Here is a 23,347-nt window from a genome sequence, read left to right on the forward strand (position 1 = left end):
GTTAATATTCTTTTAGGTTATAGTCAAGCATTTTGTTACGAACTTTTTAATGAATTTTGAACTTCCGTTAATTTCTTTCGCTCTTCCTCTACTAATGTTCTACGCAAAATTTTACCTACTGCTGTTTTAGGTAAATCTTCACGGAAGTCATAATGCTTCGGAACTTTAAATGCAGCAAGTTGCTTTCTGCAATACGTATCTAATTCTTTTTCCGTTATGGAATATCCTTCTTTTAAAACAATATACGCTTTAACTGTTTCACCACGATATGGATCTGGTACACCCGCTACGATACATTCTAGAATTGCTGGATGTTCATACAGGACTTCTTCAATCTCACGTGGATAGACATTAAATCCACTTGCGATAATCATATCTTTTTTGCGATCGACTACATAGAAGTATCCGTCCTCATCCATATACCCTAGATCTCCTGTCAAAAACCATCCATTGCGGAATGATTCCTTTGTGTCGTCAGGTCTATTCCAATAACCTGTCATGACTTGAGGACCTTTTATCGCAATCTCCCCAATTTCTCCTACTGGTAACGGTTCTGATGAGCCTGGTCCGAGCACACATCCATCCGTATCAGGCCACGGAACACCGATAGAGCCACGCTTTTCCAGTCCATCCCACACAAAGTTCGCCATAGCAACTGGAGATGTCTCTGTTAAGCCATATCCTTCTACAAGCTTTCCACCGGTTACCGCTTCAAATTTTTCTTTCACTTCAATGGGTAATGCGGCAGATCCACTGATACAAGCTTTAATAGAAGACAGATCGTACTTCTCCAAATCAGGATGATTCAACAGACCAATATAGATTGTGGGTGCACCTGGGAATAGAGTAGGTTTTTGTTTATCAATATCTTTCAATGCAGTCTTGAAATCAAATTTAGGTATCAACACCATTTTATGACCTTTCATTACGGCGAATATTAAGACCGTTGTCATTCCATAGACATGGAAGAAAGGTAGAATTCCCATGATTGTTTCTTCGCCATCCGTCGTTTTGTATAACCACGCACTACACATTTCAGTATTGCTGATTAAATTAGAATGCGTCAGTTCTACGCCTTTTGGCGGTCCTGTCGTTCCTCCAGTATACTGCAATAATGCAATATCACCTTTCTCATAAGCTATATGGATCGGATCGGGTTTTGTTGATTTCATTATTTCAGTATATACATGATGAATGCCACGATGTTCCACTTTTACAGCCAACTTATGTTCTTTCTTCTGAATGAAAGGATAGACTAGGTTTTTGGGGAATGGAAGATAATCTTTAATTCCCGTAATGATAATATTTTCAAGCGCAGTCCCATTCATTGCTTTCGAGACCCGAGGGAACAAGATATCAAGCGAAATAATAACTTTTGCACCCGAATCAGAAAGTTGATAGTGCAATTCGCGCTCTGTATACAATGGATTAGTCTGGACTACTATTGCACCTGCATAGAGAATTCCAAAGTATGCGATGGCGCTTTGCGGACAGTTCGGAAGCATAATGGCTACACGATCACCTTTTACGACTCCTAACTTTTGCAAGTAGCTAGCAAATTTTAGAGCAGACTCGTGAAATTCTTTGAACGTGATGTCTTTCCCCATAAAATGAATGGCTGTGTTTTTTGAATATTTTTTGCTAGACCTTGTAAGATAGTCTTGCAATGGAATATTTTCGTATTCTAAAGAAGTCGGAATTTCTTTTGGATATGCAGCAAGCCAAGGTTTATTTGTCATCTTTACAACTCCTTTACGTTAATGTAATTGTTAGAACATTCCTTATTCATTAGTATATCGATAAACTAATTAGTTTACAAGATAAATATGAAAGCGCTTTATTCCCTTGCATACGTACCTCTTAGTTTATGTGAGAGTAATTAATTTTATTCATTTTTAGAGATAGAAAGGCTGAACATGGGATATAGGTGGGGATTTCCGCATCAGAGGGGACGCGTGAGATGGGTAAGCATCCGCCAGCTGAATCTTCGATTCTCTCACACTTACTGCTTACCTATTTTCTGTTTACAATTTCTTTCCACCATTTCAAATACTAAAAAACACCAAGACCGAGGTCAAGGTGTGTTGTTGAAGAGCCAGTATACGCCAACGAGGACGAAGAGTACACAGACTACTAATAGTATCTTAATTAATCTTTCCATAATATGCGGTCTCCTATGAAATACTGGCGCCGATGACGAATGACAGACCTACCGAAATGCAGAGCGAGATGAAGCCGACGGAGCGATTGTCCGCTTGAATCTCCTCATCCACCTTAAACTTCGGCGTCAAGAACTCGAATAGCAAATAGGCAAAAACGAGAAGCACGAAACCGAATAAGCCCCAGCCCATCATTTGTGGCAGGCTATTATGCTGCTCGATAGAATAGCGGAAAATATTAGCGACACCAAATATTTTCCCGCCTGTCGCCATCGCCACTGACAAATTCCCTTTGCGGATCTCTTCCCAGTTTTTATATTTTGTTACGATTTCAAATAGCACCATTGATACGATCAAGCACAGTGTAACGACACTGAAATACCCGGCCGTCTCAACTAATGGATGACTCCAAAATCCCGTATGATTCATCACGCTACACCTTCTTTATGTTCTCTTGCTTGTCATACGGTCCAAGCAGTTGAAAGGTTTCATTTATTTTAATTCTACTACGGTAACGCCACTTCCGCCTTCGCCTGCTTCACCAAAGCGATAGGATTTGACGCGTGAATGTTTTTTCAAATATTGTTGAACACCTTGTCGAAGTGCTCCCGTTCCTTTACCGTGAATAATGTTCACTTGATGGTAGTTGGATAATAACGCATCATCAATGTACTTTTCCGTTCGGGCAAGAGCATCTTCATATCGTTCACCACGTAAATCGAGCTCCATTTTGACATGTTCGGAACGCCCTCTTACTGCTGAAACTGTGACTTGCTTCTTTTCTTTTTCAGGTTTCGTATATTGCAATCCGGATTCAGGTAATTTCATCTTCAAAATACCAATTTGAACGATCCATTCTTTGTCTGATACTTTTTCGACAAGAGTTCCTTTTTGTCCGTATGCGAGTACTTTCACTTCGTCCCCTTGTTGTAATGGACGAGGTCCTGCTTGAGCTTTAATGACTTTCTTTTTCTTCTCTTCAGGTGCAGCGCCTTCCAAACGTTTTCGGGCTTCGATTAACTCATGCTCTTTAACACTAGCTCCTGCATTCATTCGTAGAGCACGCAAGTCTGAAATAACCGCTTCGGATTCTGTCTTGGCTTGATCCACGATTTTTTTCGCTTTCTCTTTGGCTGCTTCCGTTAAACGGTCTTTTTGCTCTTCGAATTCCTGTAATTTATCATGTAATTCTTTTTTTAGTTTCTCTGTTTCGAGAAGTACATCATGAGTACGCTCTGCGTCTTTTTCGGATTGTACACGGCTCGTTTCAAGAGAAGCAATCATGGAATCTACTTCCCCTCGATTTTCTCCGGTGAAACCCTTTGCACGGTCTATTATGTGACTTTGCAAACCTAAACGTTGTGAAATTTCAAACGCATTACTTCGTCCTGGCACTCCGATCAACAAACGATAGGTAGGACTCAGTGTATCAATATCGAATTCAACACTTGCATTGGCTATACCAGGTCGGTTAAAGCCATACGCTTTTAGTTCCGGGTAGTGAGTGGTTGCCATCACACGTGCGCCAGTACCGTGCACTTCATCCAAAATGGATATAGCAAGAGCAGCACCTTCTTGAGGATCTGTCCCGGAACCTAATTCATCGAATAATAATAGAGAACGTTCATCGAACTTCTTCAATATATTAACAATGTTGACCATATGAGATGAAAATGTACTCAAGCTCTGTTCGATCGATTGCTCATCGCCGATATCTGCATAAATTGAATCAAAGACCGCAATTTCAGAGCCATCGAGTACCGGAATTGGCAAACCTGATTGTGCCATCAAAGTACAAAGACCAACTGTTTTTAGCGTAACTGTCTTACCGCCGGTATTTGGACCCGTGATAACAATTGTTGTAATATCGTCGCCGAATTCAATCGTATTCGCTACCGCTTCATTAATCGGAAGAAGTGGATGACGCGCTTTAGCAAGGCGCATATAGCCATTTGCATTCACAGCTGGTTTCGTACATTTATTCGCAGTACCGTATTTAGCTTTCGCTAAAATGACATCAACTTCTGCCAATAACTGCACTAAGGTGAATAGTTCATGGGCGATTTCCTGAACACTGGCAGATAAGGCAAGCAAAATCTTTTCAATTTCTTCCTGCTCTTTAACTTTCAGTTCACGAATCTCGTTATTCGCCTGCACGACTGCATCTGGCTCAATAAACAGCGTTTGGCCAGATGATGACATATCGTGAATTACACCGCCATAGTGAAAGCGATATTCTGCTTTAACGGGAATACAATAACGATCATTTCGCATCGTGACGATTGCGTCAGACAACATTTTCGATGCGTTCTTCCCTCTCGTATAACTTTCAAGACGTTCACGCACACGACTTTCTTGAATACGTAAACTTTGGCGAATCGAACGTAACGCGGATGAAGCACTGTCCATCACTCGACCATTATCATCGATTGCTGCATTGACTTCATGTTCAATTGCTGTCAGGATCGGCATCGCTTCCTTACGTGCCATTAAATGAGGTATAGTAATCTCGCCTTCAGCCGTAACCGCTTCTAAAAACTGACGAAGAATTCTGCTAGCACGGATGGTATCGGCAATTTCCACTAGTTCCATTGCGCTTAACATGCCGCCAATTTGCGCTCGTTTAGCGTGGGATCTAATATCGTGTATTCCACCCATTGGTACATTCCCGCGGATTCGTAAAAGTGCCAATCCTTCATCTGTTTCCTCAAGTAACCGATTAACATCTTCAAGACTTTTTGAAGGTACTAACTGCTCTATATGTGCTCGGCCCGCAATGGACGTACATTGTGCCGATACTTGTTGAATAATTTTATCAAATTCAAGTGTTTTTAAGACACGCTTTTCCAATGTCTTACACTCCCTTTCATCTACGGATCACTTTCTCAATAAATGTTTCAAGGCTCCACGTGTTGACTACCTGTTCAGCAGCTAGCCAAGCTTTTTGTGCGTATTCTACGCCAATCGGCATAATATCAAGTTGTTCTGTCGCATGCGCATCTGTATTGATTGCAATATTGACACCAGCTTCTATTGCTTGAATTACGTGTTCTGTACGCAAATCCAAACGATATGGGCTTGCGTTCACTTCCAATATTTTACCGTACTCACTTGCCCATTTGATGAGCTGCTCGATATCCGGATTATACCCTTCACGTTGACCAATAATACGGCCTGTCGGGTGGGCAATCATGTGTACGTGCGGATTTTTACACGCGGCATGCAAACGCTCCATTATTTGTTCTTGTGGTTGATTGAAACTAGAGTGAATGGACGCAATGACAAAGTCCAATTGCTCTAGAATCTCATCTTCAAAGTCTAATTTCCCATCCGGCAAAATATCCATCTCAGTTCCGCAGAATACTTCAATGTCATCATACTTCATGTTCACTGCACGAATTTCTTCTATTTGCTCCAATAAACGCTCAGGTGTTAAACCATTTGCTACTTTTAAATAATGCGAATGATCAGTGATGACCAAATGTGAATAACCTTTTACACGACAGGCTTCTACCATCTCCTCTATGGAATGACCGCCATCTGACCAAGTGGTGTGCATATGCAAATCGGAACGAATCAATTCAGGTGTGACAAGTTTAGAAATTTCTTCTGCTCGATCAAGCTCTGTTCCGTCTTTACGAATACTTGGTGGAATGAACGGCAAATCAAAATGGGCAAAGAACTCCTTTTCACTAGAAAATGTCTGCACATGTCCTGTTTCATCTTCTACACCGTACTCACTAATTTTTTGTTTACGATTTTTAGCCAACTGACGCATCCGTATATTATGCGCAGCAGAGCCAGTAAAGTGATGAAGTGCTGTCGCGAATTGATCTTCCGTGACAAAACGAAAATCTGCATCGATTGGGTTTTCTGTATCAAGTGAAATCGACAGTTTAGCATCGCCCGCTGCAATCACTTTTTCGATCGGTAACGCAGCCAAGATTTTTTCACGAACGATTTGCGGTTCATCCGTTACGAGAATCCAGTCCACATCTGAACTTTCTTCTTCGCGCCTGCGATAACTCCCTGCAACTTGATACTTTTGAATCTCATGGATCAACTCTAATTCAGCCTCAACGATCTCAACGACTTTTGTCACTTGCCAAATCGGCGTCTTACCGGAACGATTTGCAAGAATTTCAATTTCACGCAATAAATTCTCTTCTGTCTTTTTCCCGAATCCCGGAACTTTGCTTACCTCTTGTCTTTCGCAAGCTGCTTGAAGCGATTCAATCGAATCTATACTTAACACTTCACGTAGTTTGGCTATTTTCTTTCCGCCGAGTCCAGGGATATTCAAAAGAGGGATCAATCCTTTCGGAACTTTCTCTTCAAGCTCCGTCAATACATCAGAAGTCCCTTTTTCTATTAAATCAATAATGACCGCACCGGTACCTTTACCGATTCCCTTCAATGACAGAATATCATCCATCTCAGCGAGACTTCTTGTGTCCAATTCTAGAGTCGAAGCGGCTTTCCTAAATGCAGCTACCTTAAAATGATTTTCTCCAAGTAGCTCCATATATAATGCAATTTTTTCAAACGTACGGATTATCGTCTTTTTATTCAAGTCAGTATCCTCCCCACTCTGTTAAAAAAGCTTCCACGAGATCGGGAAGCTTTTAGTTCATATGTACAGTACATTATTTACAAGCGTTAGCCTATATAAACGAACCACCAATTCTTTATTGCCGAGGAAATAAGTGGCGTATGTTCGAACATCGCTTTTGCCAGCAATGAATGACCTAATGAGTTTTGAATGACTTCAACAGGAAGCATCGCAAGTAAAGATAATACGAAAAAGATGATGACATAGAATTCAATAAAGCCTAGTCCAGCGCCAATCAGACGTGCGCCAAAACCAAGGATCGGAATGTGCTTGATAAAGTCTAGCATGGAACCAACTAATTGCAAAACTAGCTTCATTCCGACAAAAATCAAAATAAATGCGATCAACCGGTAAAATGTCATATCCATATCCAAGTTTTCGAACGTCCAGCTCAGTGAATCTACTGCAGTCGCCCCTGGATATGGTATCCATAATATTAATTTTTCTGCAAATGGCTTGTAGAACTTATACGCCACGATTACCGATACAATCAATCCTAACATATGGATGAGCTGTACGATGAATCCGCGTCTAAAGCCTGCAATCAGGCCGCCTACAAGCAGTAAAATAATGAGTAAATCTATCATGTTTTGCCCCTCAACCCTTCAAATTTTTCACTTCTTGTTCTAATTCTTTTACTCTGTCTTGTAGTTTCAGAAATTCATGGACACTATTTACCGCTGTTAGAACAGCAATTCTCTTGCTGTCGAGGTGTCGATTATGCTTATTGATTTCGCGCATTTTTTCATCAACGAGCGAGGCTACATAACGCACATGTGCAGATGGTTCCGTACCAACAACCGTATATGTTTGTCCGTAGATATCAACTGTCACTCTTGCTCTTTTTTTGTCCGCCATTATTACGCCCTCCCTCTTAAAACCCTTTTATAATCATACCATGAAAATCAATAACTTGTGAATCAAATATGCCTCATAAAGACACGAGATTCGAATTTCAGACATTATTTTTCATTAGAAATTCTAGTTTCAGGTATACTGAGTACTAGATCATTTCAAGGAGTGGGTAAATAAGTGAGTAATCAGGTCATTGTTCTATCTGAAAAAGAAATACTAGAAGTAGTTCGCTTCTATGAAACAAATAAAGTCATCCGTAATGCGCCAGGTGTCGTTTTCGCAGCCAAAATTGCTGATACATCTATCACCGTCTATCGGTCAGGTAAAGTATTGTTTCAAGGAGCAGGCGCTGACAGAGAAGCTGCACGCTGGGGGACTATAGGAACTGTAGCGAAAGTGACACCTTCTGGAGCAAAAGGAGATACGTTACCTGCAAACTTCGCATCGTCATCCGTACTTGGCTCAGATGAAACAGGTACTGGAGATTTCTTCGGTCCTATCACTGTAGCTGCTTGTTTTGTTAGTAGTGACCAGATTGAATTGGTGAAAGAACTAGGAGTAAAAGATTCCAAACAACTTACAGATGCGTATATGCAGCAAATTGCTGACGATTTGAAACAAGTTGTTACCTACTCGGTGTTGACGCTTGATAACGTCAAATACAATGAAATCCAAAGTAAAGGATGGTCGCAAGGTAAGATCAAGGCTCTTCTTCATAACCAAGCACTTCAGGAAGTACTCGACCAGATGTTCCCCGTTTTACCGGAACATATTCTCATTGACCAGTTTGCGGAGCGACGTGTCTACTATAATTATTTAAAGGATGAATCTAGTATCATTCAAGACAAAGTACTTTTTTCAACAAAAGCTGAAAACCTCCACGTTTCGGTAGCGACAGCCTCTATACTCGCACGGGTTGCATTCCTTGAAGCTATGGATCAATTAAGCAGTCAAGCTGGTGTAACATTGCCTAAAGGTGCTGGACCCAAAGTTGATCAAATAGCTTGTCAGATCATCCGTAAAAAGGGAGAGCCATTTTTACACACTATCACGAAAGTACATTTCGCCAATACACAAAAGGCTTTGAAACTCGCTTATAAAAAATAATATGACTACAGTAAAATGAAGCAGGCTACCCGTCAGAAAACTGATAGGTAGCCTGCTTATTTATTATGAGCGAAGTTGTGCGTTCGCTTGTACAGTTAATGCGTCTAATACTTTACTATGTGCCTTGACGACGTCTTCATCCGTTAACGTACGCTCGGGATCAAAGTATGTTAGAGAGAACGCAACGGATTTTGTTCCTTCCTCCACGTTCTTCCCTTCGTATAAATCAAACAACTGAACTTTCTTCAATAAATTACCGCCTGCTTGCTCGATAATTTTCTCCAAGTTCGCAGCAGACGTGTCTCGATCGACCACTAAAGCAATATCACGAGAGATGGAAGGATAGCGTGGAACGGCTTCATACAACAGCTCTTCCGTTGCAGTTTGCATAATAGACTGCAAGTTCATTTCCATGACATATGTTTCTTGCAAGTCACGTTGATTTTGCACAGTTGGATGCACTTGACCAATGATTCCTACTGACTGATCGTCCAACCATATTGTAGCTGTACGTCCTGGGTGCATTTGCTCCACAGTCGCTTTTGTGAATTGTAGTCGTTCAAGCAAACCTAACTGCTCAAATAATCCTTCTACAATTCCTTTCATAACGAAGAAATCAACTTTTTTCGTTTCGCCTTGCCATGCATGATGAACCCATTTGCCAGTCAATACGGCTGCAACATGTTCTACTTCTTTCGGCAAACCGTCTTCTTCGATACCTAGGAAAACGGATCCTGTTTCGTAAAGTGCAATCGAATCATTCCGGCGAGCCACGTTATACGTTGCCGCATCGAGAAGGTGTGGAATTATGCTTTGTCGAAGAATACTGCGTTCTTCACTCATCGGCATAAGCAATTTCGTTACAGGAGCTGTCTCCAGTGCGAAAGCTTGCGCATCTTTTGGTGAAGCCAATGAATACGTCAAAGCTTGCGATAGACCTGCCGCTTCTAGGAATCTGCGGACAATGCGACGCTTCGACTGATAAGGAGTCAAACCGCCTGGTGTGCTCTCTACTATTGGTAGTGTTTTTGGGATTTCGTCATAACCGTATAGACGTGCAATTTCTTCAATCATATCTTCTTTGATTTTCAAATCTTGACGTCGTGTCGGGATATCCATTACGAGTTGGCCGTTAATTAATTCTGTCGGGATTTGCAAACGGTCCATAATCGTTTTCATTTCATCCATAGCGATCTTCATACCTAAACGATTATTTACGTAGTCCGGTGAAAGAATAATTTTCTCAGGCGTTTTGTCGAGTTCGTCGAACATAACCGATCCTTCAAGAACTTCTCCCCCCGCCAGTTCAGCCATCAATTGTGCTGCTCGCTCTGCTGCTTCTGCTACACGATTCGGATCCACACCTTTTTCAAAGCGTGTGCTTGCATCACTGCGTAGTCCTACTTCTTTAGATGTTTGACGAACAGAACCTGGTGCGAAATAAGCTGACTCAATGACAACAGTAGTAGTACCTTCATACACTTCTGAATTAGCGCCGCCCATTACACCCGCAAGTGCAACCGGCTCGTTGCCGTTCGTTATTACTAGTTGATGATCATGTAAAGTACGTTCTACTTGATCAAGCGTCACCATTTTTTCACCTTCACGAGCATGACGCACGACAATCTCTTTCGTTTGAAGACGGTCATAGTCAAATGCATGAAGTGGCTGACCATATTCCATCAATACATAGTTCGTGATATCGACTACGTTATTATGCGGTCGAATACCAGCAGACATTAACGTGTTTTGCAACCACTGAGGTGATTCTGCAACTTTGACGTTCTTCACTACTTTTGCCACGTACATTGGGTTGTCTTCAGCCGCTTCTACAGAAAGCTTCAAAACGTCCTGAGCTTTTTCTGCGGACGCTGTATAGGATATTTCCGGCAATTTAATATCTTTAGACAAAATCGCCCCTACTTCATACGCAACACCAAGCATACTTAGTGCGTCAGAACGGTTTGGTGTTAAATCAAATTCCAAAATACGATCGTACAAGCCGAGATGCGTCAATGCGCTATCTCCAGCACGGACATCGTTTGGTAACACATAAATTCCTTCTGCGTACGCTTTTGGAACCAACTTTCCTTCGATACCGAGTTCTTGCAGTGAACAGATCATGCCGTTAGACTCTTCACCACGAAGTTTCGCTTTCTTAATTTTCATTCCACCAGGCAAGACTGCTCCTGGACGTGCGACAATAACATTTTGCCCTTCTGCGATATTTGGAGCTCCACAAATAATTTGTGAAATCTCTCCACCTACATCGACTTGACAGATATGTAATTTATCCGCTTCAGGGTGTTTTACACAGCTATTCACATGTCCAATAACGATATTGTCCATACCGAATGAACGATCAATAATGCCATCTACTTCGATACCAGCACGAGTGATTTTTTCTGCCAGTTCTTCTATGGAAAGTTCATTCCAGTCTACGTAATTACTTAACCAATTTGTTGATACTAACATCCATATTCCTCCTTATGCCTCTGACCGGTGGAATTGTGAAATAAACCGAATGTCATTTGTATAGAAATGACGAATATCTTCCACTCCGTATTTTAACATCGCAATTCTTTCCGGCCCCATGCCGAATGCAAATCCTGTAACTTCTTCGGGGTTGTAGCCAGCCATTTCCAAAACGTTTGGATGGACCATACCCGCTCCTAAAATTTCGATCCAGCCTGTTTTCTTACAAACGTTACAGCCTGATCCGCCACACTTAAAACAAGAAATATCCATTTCAACCGAAGGCTCAGTGAATGGGAAGAAGCTTGGACGCAAACGAATTTCACGCTCAGCACCGAATAATTTCTTCGCTAGTAAATCAAGTGTACCTTTCAAGTCGCTCATGCGGATATTTTCACCCACAACAAGTCCTTCGATCTGTGTGAATTGATGAGAGTGCGTCGCATCATCCGAGTCTCGGCGGTATACTTTACCAGGACAAATGATTTTGATTGCAGCGCCATCTTTTGCTTCCATCGTACGAGCTTGTACAGGAGACGTATGTGTGCGCAATAAAATGTCCTCTGTAATATAGAAGGAATCTTGCATATCACGGGCCGGGTGACCTTTTGGCAAGTTCAATGCCTCAAAGTTGTAATAATCTTTCTCTACTTCGGGTCCTTCAGCGATTTCATAGCCCATGCTGATGAAAAAGTCTTCAATTTCCTCTACTACGCGTGTTAATGGATGATGATTACCAAGTTCTACTGGACGGCCTGGTAACGTAACATCAATTGATTCATTTTCCAGCTGTTCTTGGATCGCTTGTTGTTCGAGGATCTCTTTACGTTCCTCAAGGATCGCCGTTACACTTTCTCGGATTTCATTGACGAGCGCCCCCATCTGCGGACGTTCTTCAGCGGGTAATTTACCCATCCCTTTTAATAGATCGGTAATCGGACCTTTTTTCCCAAGATACGCTACGCGTACATCGTTTAATTCTTTGACAGTATGGGATTCTTGGATTTTCAGCATTACTTGTTCTTTCAGTTCATGCAACTGTTCTTTCATGTTTACTTGCTCCTCTCTCTATTTGGCGGCTACATAGCTAAAACTTTCCCGAAAACAAAAAACTCGCCCCTATAAAAGGGACGAGGTCGATTTCGCGGTACCACCCTGATTAGTTTGCATCAAAAAACGACGATACAAAATCACTTAAATTGGAATAACGGTCCTATGCCGGCACGCCTTTACATGTCTGGTCCAAGCGTGCAGCTCGCGGGGTGAACTTCAATGGAGTATCGTTTTCCACACTTTCAGTCAAGGTGTGAAATCCCTGATAACGCGTCTGTCCATTTACTTTTCCCGGTCATTGCTATTTTCTTTCATTCGCCTTCTAGTATACCGTAAATCGTTTACGCCTTCAATAGCGATGTCATGACTGACGTAGTGTGTAAAGTAATATTCCAGTTGCAACTGCTACATTCAGCGATTCAGCTTGACCGTATAACGGAATTTTCACTACATGATCAGCTTGAGCCAATAGTTCACCTTCGACACCACTTCCTTCATTTCCTACAAGTAGCGCAAATGAAGGTTGTGCTTTCAATTCATTAAGAGAAATGGCTTGCTGTAAACCTGTGCCGATGATTGGAACATGATTCGCTTGCAAACGATCTATCCACACTTTCAACTCTTCACGTACAACAGGAATATGGAAATGAGAACCTTGCGCAGAGCGAACCGTTTTCGGGTTGAACGGATCTGCACATCCCTTACCTAAAATTACCGCATCAAGACCTGCCGCGTCTGCGGTGCGAATCATCGTACCAATATTTCCTGGATCCTGTACAGCATCAATTAGCAACACTTTCTTCCATTGATGCTGATCTGCTTCCTCGTATTGAGGCTGTCTACAATACGCAAAAACACCTTGTGTTTGTTCTGTTTCAGAAATTTCCTTAGCAACTGCAGCTGTCAGTTCAATAATCGGTGTAGTCCAATGTGCGGGAATTTCAATATCTTCACGCACAAGTAATTGAATTACTGAATCCGGTTGTTTAAGAGCTTCTTCAACAAGGTGGAATCCTTCCACAACGAACTCTTTCGTCTGATCTCGTTCCTTACGAGTCGTCACTAATTTCTTCCAATGCTTTACTAATGCGTTTTGAGTTGATTCAATTCGTTTATTCAAGAGGCTGAACATCCTTTTTTCTTTTCAGTGTATCAAACCAACGTATATTTAGCGACTTTTGTGGAAAAGATACTACTAAAGGAGGCTGGCACAAATGAATTTCCAAATTCGCGACGCAATCTCAGCAAACATGACAAACAACAGCTCTACTGACGTACGAAGTGTGATTGACGATGCCATACAACGTGGAGAAGAACACCTATTACCAGGATTAGGTGTATTTTTCGAGCAATTATGGAAACGTTCCGATGAAAAAGAAAAAGCAGAAATCAGCAACGAACTATCCCAAGCATTCGCACAAGCACAATAAAAGACCAGTAAAGAATAGATAAACCCTTCACATTGAATTAAAGTGTGAAGGGTTTATCTTTTGAACTATATTTTCTTATCATCGCACTTTTCAAAAAAATATGTTAGTGGAACGCAGAGAAACGGTGCACTCGCTTGTCTTTTACTTCTTCGTATAGTATTCTTTCAACTGATCACGCAAAGCTGCCTTCAAAAACTTCCCGACAGACGTCTTAGGAATCTCCTTGACAAACAAAATATCATCCGGAATCCACCAACTTGCAAACTGCACCTTTAGCGAATCCTTCAACTCCTGTACCTTCTCGTCATCCTCCGCCACATTCTCGTTCAACACTACACAAGCCAGCGGACGTTCCATCCATTTCTCATGCGGAACTGCAATCACCGCTGCCTCATACACATCATCATGTGACATCAACGCGTTCTCCAAATCAACTGAAGAAATCCATTCGCCACCACTCTTGATCAGATCCTTCGTACGATCCGTCAACTTCAGATAGCCATCCTCTGTCATCACCGCAATATCTCCTGTATATAGCCAACCATCTTTAAACGCTTCTTCGGTACGCTCATCTTTATAATATTCACTCGCAATCCATGGGCCTCTAACAGTCAACTCACCCATCGTTTCGCCATCCCACGGTACTTCTCCATTTTCATTGACTACACGAATATCAAGTCCCGGCATGACCAGACCTTGCAACGCACGCATATCGATCCTCTCATCTGTTGTCAAATTATCCATAGAAGAAGTTAGCACTGATAAACTGACAAGCGGTGAGGTTTCCGTCATGCCATATCCGACAATAAATGGCACTTTGTATTTCTCTTCAAATGTCCGTATTAAGCCTTTTGGCGAAGCCGATCCACCACAGACAATACCACGCAAAGAAGAAATGTCTCGTGGATTCTGCTCCAACTCTTTCAGTACAGCGAGCCAAATCGTCGGAACGCCTGCTGTAATTGTTACCTTTTCGCTTTCAATTAAATCGAGTAGAACGGCCGGATTAAACCCTGGTCCCGGCAAGACTTGTGTCGTACCGTAGAAAACGCCCGCGAAAGGAATTCCCCATGCGTTGACGTGAAACATCGGTACAACAGACATAGCGATATCCCGTTCACACACACCCATAGCATCCGATAATCCGAGTGCATAACTTTGTAGAACTAATCCCCGATGCGTATACATAACGCCTTTTGGCAATCCTGTCGTAGCTGATGTGTAGCACAGGCCAGCTGGAGTATTTTCATCCAAATCTTGTGGATAGTCGTACTCATCTGACGCACTTTCTAACAGCGCTTCATAGGAATGCACATTTTCTAATGTAGTCTCAGGGATATCTTTACTGTCCCCCATGATCACAAAATGTTTTACCGTCTTGAGCATCGGTGCCATTTTTTCAAGATGAGGGAAAAACTCCGCATCCACTAGCAAGATTTCGTCTTCTGCGTGATTAATAATATACATAATATGTTCAGGCGATAGTCGAATGTTGATCATATGAAGGATTGCACCCGTACAAGGCACCGCAAAATAAGCTTCTAAATGCCGATGATGATTCCAAGCAAACGTACCAACTTTCGTTCCATGTTCCATTCCTAACTGTGTCAGTGCATTCGATAGTTTACGTGTTCTTTTTGCCCATTCACGATACGTGAAACGCTGTATACGCTGTTCTCCTGTTCGCGAGATGACCATCTTGTTTGGAAAAAAACGTTCTGCCCGTGTGATAAATGTAGATAGAATCAATGGTGTTTGCATCATATCCATCCGCTCCTCTTTCGTTAGAAGTGAAATTATCAATCCGTCGTGCATGTTCCAAAGCATGTACTATTCATTTCAATGAAACCGATGCGCAGATGGAATGATTCTCAGGATGTACTCTATGCGCGAACAAATAACTCTATGAATACTTACTAACGTTACTTTCTGAATATAGTATACACATTGTCAAACTATTCTGTCTATACAATTCGGTAGTATATCGCTCATCCAATTTTTTGCCGTGTCCAAAAGAATGCATCTACACCAAAAACGGTTAGTGTGCCGAATACAATGGACCAAATAGCAAGGCTTAAAAGCAACCAGAAGGCGGTCTGCGATTTAGATGAGCCTAGAGCAAGTGCGAGGAATGCTGCCAGATGAGAGCCAATCAGAACGGGTCCAAGCAAAGCTAGACCCGGGATCCCAAAGCGTTTCCAAATTTTCTCCGCACGAGCTGTACGCTTTGACGGAGTTTTCCCGTCGGTTTTCTTTTTGCTTTCCCACCATGTTTTTAATTTCTGAAAAACCATAATTTCAAGTATTATAGTTAACGCGTTTCCCGCAAAACCAACCACAACGGCAGTCGCTATGGACATACCACGTAGAATCCCCAAAGGAACCGCCACCAATACTTCAAACCCCGGTGCTGCACCTGCAAGAAATACAAACAAATATGTAATCAACTATTTTCCTCCCCTATTTCGATTCCATTCAGTATATCAAACGATAGATAGTAGAACATAAAAAAACTGCTTTCCAAATAAAAAGGAAAGCAGTTCATCGATTGATTATAGTAAAGATGCAAGAATCGCTTTTTGTGCATGCAGACGGTTTCCTGCTTGTTGGAATACATACGAGTTATTACCGTCGATTACGGAAGTCGAAACTTCTTCTTCACGGTGTGCTGGCAGACAATGTAAGAACACATAATCTTTTTTCGCATGACTGACCAATTGATCATTAATCTGGAAATCTTTGAAGTCGACTAGACGCTTCGCTGCTTCTTCTTCCTGCCCCATACTTGTCCAAACATCCGTATAAATTGCATCTGCATCTGTGGCAGACTCAATTGGATCGTACGTCGACGTCACGCTTCCACCAGTTGACTCAGCAATTTTCTTCGCTTTTTCAAACAAGCCTGAGTGGTATTCATAGCCTTTAGGTGTCGCCACAGAAACGTGCATGCCCATATGCGCACCGGCAATCACTAATGAATGTGCTACGTTGTTCCCGTCTCCAATGTAAGAGAGTTTTAAGCCTTTCAAATCGCCTTTAACTTCTTTAATTGTAAGTAAATCCGCCATCGCTTGGCACGGGTGAAATAGATCAGTCAATCCGTTAATGACTGGAACTGAAGTGTGTTCTGCCAACTCTTCCACCATTTTATGAGATTTCGCACGGATCATCACACCGTCCAAAAACTCGGATAATACTTTCCCTGTATCTGAAACAGATTCTCCGCGTCCAATCTGCAAATCACGTGCATTCATGAACAGACCATGTCCGCCCAATTGGATCATGCCCACTTCGAATGAAATACGTGTACGAGTGGAGTTCTTCTCAAAAATCATGCCGAGTGTCTTACCCGCTAAGATGTCTGGTTTCTTACCAGCCAATGAATCTTGCTTCATGTCATATGCTAGTTGTATAAGATTCGCAATCTCGTCACTAGAATAATCGAGTAATGTTAAAAAGTCGCGTCCTTTTAAGCTATCTTTGTCTATGCCTGTAGTTGTTTGATTTGTCTTTACCATTTGTTGATCCCCTACCATCCATTTGAAGTATGTATAAACTAGTATACATTTGTATATTTATGAAGTCAAATGAATTTTTATAACTTTTCATATTATTACATTAAAAAACAGCGATGCTTTTTAGGCATCGCTGAGTAATCGTATAGTTTATTCAAATGTAATATTTTTCACTGTATCTGCGTCCAGACGCTTAACAATTTCAACTAATAATTTAACTGTATTCTCAAAGTCTTGACGGTGAAGCATTGCCGCATGACTATGGATGTAACGAGTTGGGATACAAATAGCCAATGTAGGGATTCCTGTTCCGCTTACGTGGATGGACCCACCATCCGTTCCGCCACCGGACATCGTCGCAAATTGATACGGAATATTTAGCTCTTCTGCAGTATCGACTACGAAATTACGTAATCCTCTATGAGATACCATCGAAGCGTCATACAACAAGATCTGTGGACCGTCACCCATTGTACCAACAGATTCCTTTGCTGTAACACCCGGTGTGTCCCCTGCAATTCCTACGTCAACTGCAAAACCGATATCCGGCTGAATTTTATTCGTCGCTGTTTTCGCTCCACGCAAACCAACTTCTTCTTGAATAGCCCCTACACTAAACAAACGGTTCGGGTGCTTTTCATCCTTCAACTGCTTCATCACTTCAATAGCGATGGCACAGCCAATACGATTATCCCATGCTTTTGCAAGCAAATAATTTTCATTTTTCATAACCGTGAATTCGAAATACGGTACGATCATATCTCCTGGGAGAACGCCCCATGAAAGAACTTCTTCTTTTGACTCTGCGCCTACATCAATGAACATGTCTTTAATATCGACAGGTTTCTTACGAGCTTCAAGTGGCAAAATATGAGGCGGCTTTGAACCAATCACTCCAGTAATCGTCTCGCCCGAACGTGTCACGATAGAAACGCGTTGTGCCAGCATAACTTGTGACCACCAGCCACCTACAGTCTGAAAGTAAATGAAGCCTTTATCATCAATTCGCGTCAACATGAAGCCTACTTCATCCAAGTGTCCCGCAATCATAATCTTCGGCCCGTTTGCATCGCCTTCTTTTCTAGCGATCAGTGAACCGAGTCCGTCATAATCGATTTCGTCTGCATATGGTTTGATGTGCTTCGTCATGACATCACGTGCTTCGCGCTCATTGCCCGGAATTCCTCGTGCATCTGTTAATTCTTTTAGCATCTCTAACGTCTCATCTAGTTTCATAAAAGGTTTTGCCTCCTCATTCTACATTCCAAAGTACTTTTCAGGTATTACAATAATTCTTTACGAATAGCTGCAGGTGATTTAGGCGATAACAAACCCGGTGCGATATCATAAACTGTCTTCGCCCCAGTATCGCCTTTTTGCTGCAATTTATAAGCCGCTCTTGCATATGCGACTAGGACACTTGATGTAAATTCGGGATTGCTATCTAATTTAAGTGAGAACTCTATGACTTGATCTGTGTGCTTACCTGTGTTGCCACTTCGAATAACGAAACCGCCATGTGGCATCTTCGCATGGTCAACACGAAGTTCTTCTTCCGTAATAAAATGAACGATCGTATTGTAATCTGCGAAGTAGTCAGGCATTGTGACAATCGTTTCACGAACTTGATCTTCACTTGCTCCTTCTTCAAGAACGACATAACATTCACGTGTATGTTTATCTTTAGTTGAAAGCTCAGGATGCTCACCGTTACGCACACGATTAATCGCGTCCTCAGCCGGCAATGTGTACTGAACGCCTGCTTTCACACCTTCAACACGACGGACTGCATCGGAGTGACCTTGGCTTAAGCCTTTACCCCAGAATGTATAAGTTTCACCTTCAGGCAAAATGGATTCACCCATTAAGCGATTGATCGAAAATAACCCCGGATCCCATCCGACAGAAATAATCGCTGTAGTTCCAGCCTCTTTAGCTACTTCATCAACTGCCGCGAAATACTCAGGAATCTTCGCATGCGTGTCAAAGCTATCTACTGTTGTAAAGTGTTTCGCAAGTGCTGGCCCTTGTTCTGGTAAGTCATTTTTAGATCCACCACATAAAATCAATACATCAATATCTTCTGTAAATGATTCAATTTCGTCCAGCTTATGAACAGGTACTTGCTCTGATAGTAATTGTACGTCTTTTGGCTCTCTGCGCGTGAATACGCCAACTAACGTCATATCTTTATTTTGACTGATAGCTGACTCTACTCCACGCCCTAAATTACCGTAACCAGCGATTCCTACTCGAATTTCTTTCGTCAAGATCACTCATCCCCTTTTGTTTTCTTGTTTACGTTTCTCATTTTACCGTTAAGGATGATAGATTGCGAATATTTCTCTTTGAGCAGTTCGGTTCAATTCGAAAAGTTTCATGGTAAAATAGATAGTAGTTGAATTATTTGTAAAGTAGGGATCTTTTATGCGCTTTTTTGTCTATCTAATTGTTTTCTTCTCGTTCTTTGATTTATTTTCACAGTTGCCGATTATTAGTCCGTTTGCTACAGGTCTCGGTGCTTCCGCTTTCATCGTCGGATTAGCTGTCGGTATTTACTCGTTTGCGAATATTTTCGGTAATATCATTTCAGGTATTTTGACAGATCGCAAAGGTCCATTCTATATTCTATTATTTGGTTTGTTCACGTCGGCTTTGTCGTTGTTCTCATATGGATTGATTTCTGGTTCTGTTTCATTAATCGGCATTCGATTTGTACACGGTTTGACGGAAGGTTTGATCATTCCAGCTGCCTTCACGTTTCTGGCTAACGGTTCCGAACGTTCCAAGCGTGGTAGAAATGCTGCGATCTCAGGTGCGTTTGTTGGGCTTGCTGCTATTTTCGGACCTGCGTATAGTGGAATCGTTTCCGTTAAGACAAGCGTCGTAACCATTATGGCCATCAACGGCGTCTTCATGATTCTGCTGACAATTGGCGCTGTAATATTTTTACGTTCCTTTACATACGTAAGAAAGGTGAAGACAGCGAAACAAAAAGCGGTAAAGCCGTTAGCGTTTTTCCGTCATCCTGGTATCATCCGGGCATTCCTTGGCGCGTTCTTCCTGATGTTCTCACAAGGCGTGTTGGCATTAGTACTTCCACTAAAAGTAGAGTATCTTCAGTTTGATGCGAAAACGACTGGCATGCTCTTGAGTGTTTTCGGCCTAGTCGCTGTGTTGATTTTCGTTTTGCCAATCAACCGTATTTTTGATATTGCCCGTCCGATGGTCACGTTGTCAATTGGCTTGTTTTTGATGAGTGGCAGTATGTTGTTCTTATCACAAGTTGACGATCTATCATGGATGATGTTGGCGATGGTGGTCTATGGAACTGGATTCGCCTTCTTGTTTCCTTCTATCAACTCGTTGCTTATTGATTCCACGGAACCTGAAACTAGAGGGAAAGCGTACGGATTCTTCTACGCGTTCTTCTCCTTTGGCGTTGTAATAGGATCCAGCGCTATCGGCATATTGGACTTGGAATTCCATCATGCCTTTATGCTGGCAAGTGCCATTCTGTTGATCGCGGCCATTTTCACATTAATTGGACTGCGAAAAGATACCCGGCCCACTGAGTATAATCGACCTGCTTAATACATTTTATGCGAATAGGTATGTCCATCGAGGTCAAACGACTTCAACGGGCATACCTTTTTGTGTGGTGTAAGGTCTTGAATGTAGTGTTTATGACCAAGCCAGTTAGGCAGTGAGTATGAGAGGATCGAAGCTCTAGCTAGGGATGCTTTCCACCAAAGGAATCCAGAAACAAAAAAGAAGATGTCACAGGAAGTCGTTGCTTTACGACTTTCTGGACATCTCCTATTTTACGCTTGCTGTGTAGAAAACGAATCGATAATATCGAGGAATACTTCCCCATACCGTTCAAGCTTCGTTTCGCCTACCCCTTGCACAGTCAATAACTCTTCATTAGTGGCAGGCATTTTGGCTACCATATCCCGCAATGTCTTGTCCGAGAAAATAACGAATGGCGGGACACCCGCTTCTTGTGCCAGTTTCAAGCGCATTGCTCGTAGTTCGTTGAATAACGGATCGTCTTTAGCGACGACGGTTGTTACCATCTCGCCTTTACGCCAGACTTTTACTTTTCCTAACAAGACATCTTTCCCGTCTTCACTAACAAAAATAGTCGGGTACGGTCCACTTTCAACTTGTAGGTAATTCTTTGAAATCAAAAATTCGATGAAATCTGCCACGTCTTTGGCATTGCGTCCTTTCATCAATCCATATGTCGATAGCTCATCAAAGTTCAATTCTTTGAGCTTTTTGTTTCTCGATCCTGTCAGCACTTGCGCAACCATCGTCTTACCGAAGCGTTGCCCCATACGAATCACACAGGAAAGCACTTTTTGTGTATCAACTGTTACATCAAACTGTTCGCGCGTGTCGGTGCAGTTACCGCAACGACCACAATCTTCAACATCATCTTCGCCAAAATACTTGATGATATGTTTTTGCAGACAGCCTTCCGTATGGCAGTAATCTACCATCACTTGCATCTTTTTGATTTCATTCGATACACGGGAAGGATCGGGAGACTGTTCGATGAGGAAGCGTTGTGTTAAGACGTCTTGCGAAGAGAATAGCAAATAGCAGTCACTGTCGAGCCCATCACGACCTGCTCTTCCAGCTTCCTGATAGTAACTTTCCATATTCTTCGGCATTTGATAATGAATGACGTAGCGTATATTGGATTTATCGATCCCCATACCAAACGCGTTAGTTGCGACCATCACGCGTGCGTCCTCCATGATGAACCGGTCTTGTTGCTGTTGACGTTCATAGTCCGGTAATCCTGCATGATATTTCGCAACTGGAATACCGTTCTTCTCAAGTAATACATATACTTGCTCGACTGCTTTTCTAGTCGCAGCATAGATAATTCCTGCCTCATTTTTGTTTTTCTGCGTGTACTCTTTAACGAATTGATCCCGATTTTGAGCTTTGACCACTGAGAATATTAGATTACTCCGTTCAAAGCCGGTGACAACACGGCTAACCGGTGGTATGTGTAATTGCTGGCATATATCATCCTGTACCTCAGGCGTAGCCGTGGCGGTCAGTGCAAGAATGATAGGACGGTTATTCAAGTAATCAAAAATACGGTGGATATTTCGGTAACTTGGACGGAAATCATGTCCCCATTGTGAAATACAATGTGCTTCATCGATCGCAATGAGCGGAATCGTCATTTTTTGCAATTGGTTGAGAAAGGATTCGGAATCCAGTCGCTCAGGAGCAACGTACAACAGCTTATACTTTCCTTCAAGTGCATTATCCATTGTGCCAAAGTATTCTTCTGACGATAACGTACTGTTAATATACGCTGCCGGAATACCCAACTGATGCAATGCATCGACTTGGTCCTTCATCAAGGAAATCAGCGGCGAAATGACAAGAACAGTCCCTTCCATCGCCAATGCCGGTACTTGATAACAGACCGACTTACCGCCACCTGTCGGCATTACGCAAAGTGAGTCATCACCTTGTAAAACTTGATCAATCACTCGTTGCTGCCCTTCTCGAAATGCTGAATAACCAAAATACTTATCCAATATATCTAATGGATTTTGAATGATCGCCACCCCCTTCCCTACGTCATTAGTTTTTATGATTGAAATAATAAGCGCTCTTCTTCTCGGCTATGTAATTCATTCACTACAATCAAGCCGTTAAATTTCTGCATAATTTCAGTTGTCACGGTTGAATTTTCCTCACGTAACGCCTCAATGTCTGTAATGAGTATTCGCATCAAATCATGGTCGCGTGTTAGCTGGATAATATCTCGCTCCAGCTCTGGCTTGTCTTCCATTACTTGTTTATAAAAACCTTCTTCTTCGGCATCCGCATGACTAATAACACGCGTCTTCCAATAATCTAGTAAATGATCGCAAGTTTGCTGAGCCATTTCTGTTTCACCTTGTTCTACATATTCTATTAGCTCATCTGTTTTCATTATGGCTCCAGAAAGTCCACCTTCATGAATCGCTCTATGTGAATGAAGCTGTCTTAATGCGGGACCTGACATACGGACCACTCCTTCTAGTTTTCCTTAAGCATAACAGAATTCTTGAGTCAGTGACAGCTTCATATAATGAAAAGAGCCTCACAGAATCATTCTCT

The 23,347-nt window shown here is 42.0% G+C and carries 19 protein-coding genes and 1 other annotated feature; of the genes, 3 read left to right on the plus strand and 16 right to left on the minus strand.

Features of this window, described 5'->3' with window-relative positions:
* Positions 1–35: 35 nt before the first annotated feature.
* The 6 genes from CSV80_RS03095 to zapA all read right to left on the minus strand — a co-directional run bounded on the left by CSV80_RS03095 (position 36) and on the right by zapA (position 7,629).
* A complete protein-coding gene (locus tag CSV80_RS03095; protein ID WP_099669546.1) occupies positions 36–1,739 on the minus strand; it encodes a long-chain-fatty-acid--CoA ligase in 1,704 nt (567 codons plus the stop codon).
* Between the two features lie 435 nt (positions 1,740–2,174).
* Entirely contained in the window at positions 2,175–2,588 is a 414-nt protein-coding gene (locus tag CSV80_RS03100; RefSeq protein ID WP_029052954.1) for a DUF350 domain-containing protein, read from the minus strand.
* 63 nt (positions 2,589–2,651) lie between these two features.
* On the minus strand, positions 2,652–5,009 hold the full coding sequence (locus CSV80_RS03105; RefSeq protein WP_099669547.1) for an endonuclease MutS2: 2,358 nt from the start codon (positions 5,007–5,009) through the stop codon (positions 2,652–2,654).
* A 16-nt stretch (positions 5,010–5,025) separates the two neighbouring features.
* On the minus strand, positions 5,026–6,732 hold the full coding sequence (gene polX, locus CSV80_RS03110; protein ID WP_099669548.1) for a DNA polymerase/3'-5' exonuclease PolX: 1,707 nt from the start codon (positions 6,730–6,732) through the stop codon (positions 5,026–5,028).
* Between the two features lie 86 nt (positions 6,733–6,818).
* Positions 6,819–7,358, minus strand: a complete 540-nt coding sequence (locus tag CSV80_RS03115) for a CvpA family protein (protein WP_099669549.1) — start codon at positions 7,356–7,358, stop codon at positions 6,819–6,821.
* Positions 7,359–7,368: 10 nt separating this feature from the next.
* Positions 7,369–7,629 carry a cell division protein ZapA gene (zapA, locus tag CSV80_RS03120; RefSeq protein ID WP_099669550.1) on the minus strand — a complete coding sequence of 87 codons (261 nt, stop codon included), beginning with the start codon at positions 7,627–7,629 and terminating at the stop codon, positions 7,369–7,371.
* Positions 7,630–7,803: 174 nt separating this feature from the next.
* On the opposite strand from zapA, the gene rnhC reads away from it, so the two are divergent.
* Complete coding sequence (gene rnhC / locus CSV80_RS03125; RefSeq protein ID WP_099669551.1) at positions 7,804–8,733, plus strand: ribonuclease HIII; 930 nt, start codon at positions 7,804–7,806, stop codon at positions 8,731–8,733.
* A 63-nt stretch (positions 8,734–8,796) separates the two neighbouring features.
* Here rnhC and pheT read toward each other — a convergent pair whose 3' ends face one another.
* The 3 genes from pheT to CSV80_RS03140 form a co-directional block, all read right to left on the minus strand.
* Positions 8,797–11,208: a phenylalanine--tRNA ligase subunit beta gene (gene pheT, locus CSV80_RS03130; RefSeq protein WP_099669552.1), complete on the minus strand. Its 2,412-nt coding sequence runs from the start codon at positions 11,206–11,208 to the stop codon at positions 8,797–8,799.
* Positions 11,209–11,220: 12 nt separating this feature from the next.
* On the minus strand, positions 11,221–12,258 hold the full coding sequence (pheS, locus tag CSV80_RS03135) for a phenylalanine--tRNA ligase subunit alpha (RefSeq protein WP_099669553.1): 1,038 nt from the start codon (positions 12,256–12,258) through the stop codon (positions 11,221–11,223).
* A gap of 73 nt (positions 12,259–12,331) precedes the next feature.
* Positions 12,332–12,569: a binding site (T-box leader), on the minus strand.
* Positions 12,570–12,622: 53 nt separating this feature from the next.
* Positions 12,623–13,393: a TrmH family RNA methyltransferase gene (locus CSV80_RS03140; RefSeq protein ID WP_099669554.1), complete on the minus strand. Its 771-nt coding sequence runs from the start codon at positions 13,391–13,393 to the stop codon at positions 12,623–12,625.
* An 82-nt stretch (positions 13,394–13,475) separates the two neighbouring features.
* Between CSV80_RS03140 and sspI the strand changes: the two genes are divergently transcribed.
* Positions 13,476–13,691 (plus strand): small acid-soluble spore protein SspI, encoded by a 216-nt coding sequence (gene sspI, locus CSV80_RS03145; RefSeq protein ID WP_099669555.1) that lies wholly within the window; start codon positions 13,476–13,478, stop codon positions 13,689–13,691.
* Positions 13,692–13,832: 141 nt separating this feature from the next.
* Here the strand turns inward: sspI and CSV80_RS03150 are convergent, their stop codons facing one another.
* The 5 genes from CSV80_RS03150 to CSV80_RS03170 form a co-directional block, all read right to left on the minus strand.
* Positions 13,833–15,455 (minus strand): long-chain fatty acid--CoA ligase, encoded by a 1,623-nt coding sequence (locus CSV80_RS03150; protein WP_099669666.1) that lies wholly within the window; start codon positions 15,453–15,455, stop codon positions 13,833–13,835.
* Between the two features lie 224 nt (positions 15,456–15,679).
* A complete protein-coding gene (locus CSV80_RS03155) occupies positions 15,680–16,138 on the minus strand; it encodes a small multi-drug export protein (protein ID WP_029052943.1) in 459 nt (152 codons plus the stop codon).
* 105 nt (positions 16,139–16,243) lie between these two features.
* Positions 16,244–17,209 carry an ornithine carbamoyltransferase gene (argF, locus tag CSV80_RS03160; RefSeq protein ID WP_233201502.1) on the minus strand — a complete coding sequence of 322 codons (966 nt, stop codon included), beginning with the start codon at positions 17,207–17,209 and terminating at the stop codon, positions 16,244–16,246.
* Positions 17,210–17,356: 147 nt separating this feature from the next.
* Positions 17,357–18,442 (minus strand): M42 family metallopeptidase, encoded by a 1,086-nt coding sequence (locus tag CSV80_RS03165; protein WP_099669557.1) that lies wholly within the window; start codon positions 18,440–18,442, stop codon positions 17,357–17,359.
* Between the two features lie 47 nt (positions 18,443–18,489).
* Complete coding sequence (locus CSV80_RS03170) at positions 18,490–19,476, minus strand: diaminopimelate dehydrogenase (RefSeq protein WP_099669558.1); 987 nt, start codon at positions 19,474–19,476, stop codon at positions 18,490–18,492.
* A 157-nt stretch (positions 19,477–19,633) separates the two neighbouring features.
* Between CSV80_RS03170 and CSV80_RS03175 the strand changes: the two genes are divergently transcribed.
* Entirely contained in the window at positions 19,634–20,800 is a 1,167-nt protein-coding gene (locus CSV80_RS03175) for an MFS transporter (protein ID WP_099669559.1), read from the plus strand.
* 230 nt (positions 20,801–21,030) lie between these two features.
* Here the strand turns inward: CSV80_RS03175 and recQ are convergent, their stop codons facing one another.
* The gene (gene recQ, locus CSV80_RS03180) at positions 21,031–22,803 is read right to left on the minus strand and encodes a DNA helicase RecQ (protein WP_099669667.1); all 1,773 of its coding nucleotides are present in this window, start codon (positions 22,801–22,803) and stop codon (positions 21,031–21,033) included.
* 29 nt (positions 22,804–22,832) lie between these two features.
* Positions 22,833–23,252, minus strand: a complete 420-nt coding sequence (locus CSV80_RS03185; protein WP_099669560.1) for a hemerythrin domain-containing protein — start codon at positions 23,250–23,252, stop codon at positions 22,833–22,835.
* Positions 23,253–23,347: the final 95 nt, after the last annotated feature.

The sequence above is a fragment of the Sporosarcina sp. P12(2017) genome (assembly GCF_002743035.1).
GTDB lineage: Bacteria > Bacillota > Bacilli > Bacillales_A > Planococcaceae > Sporosarcina > Sporosarcina ureae.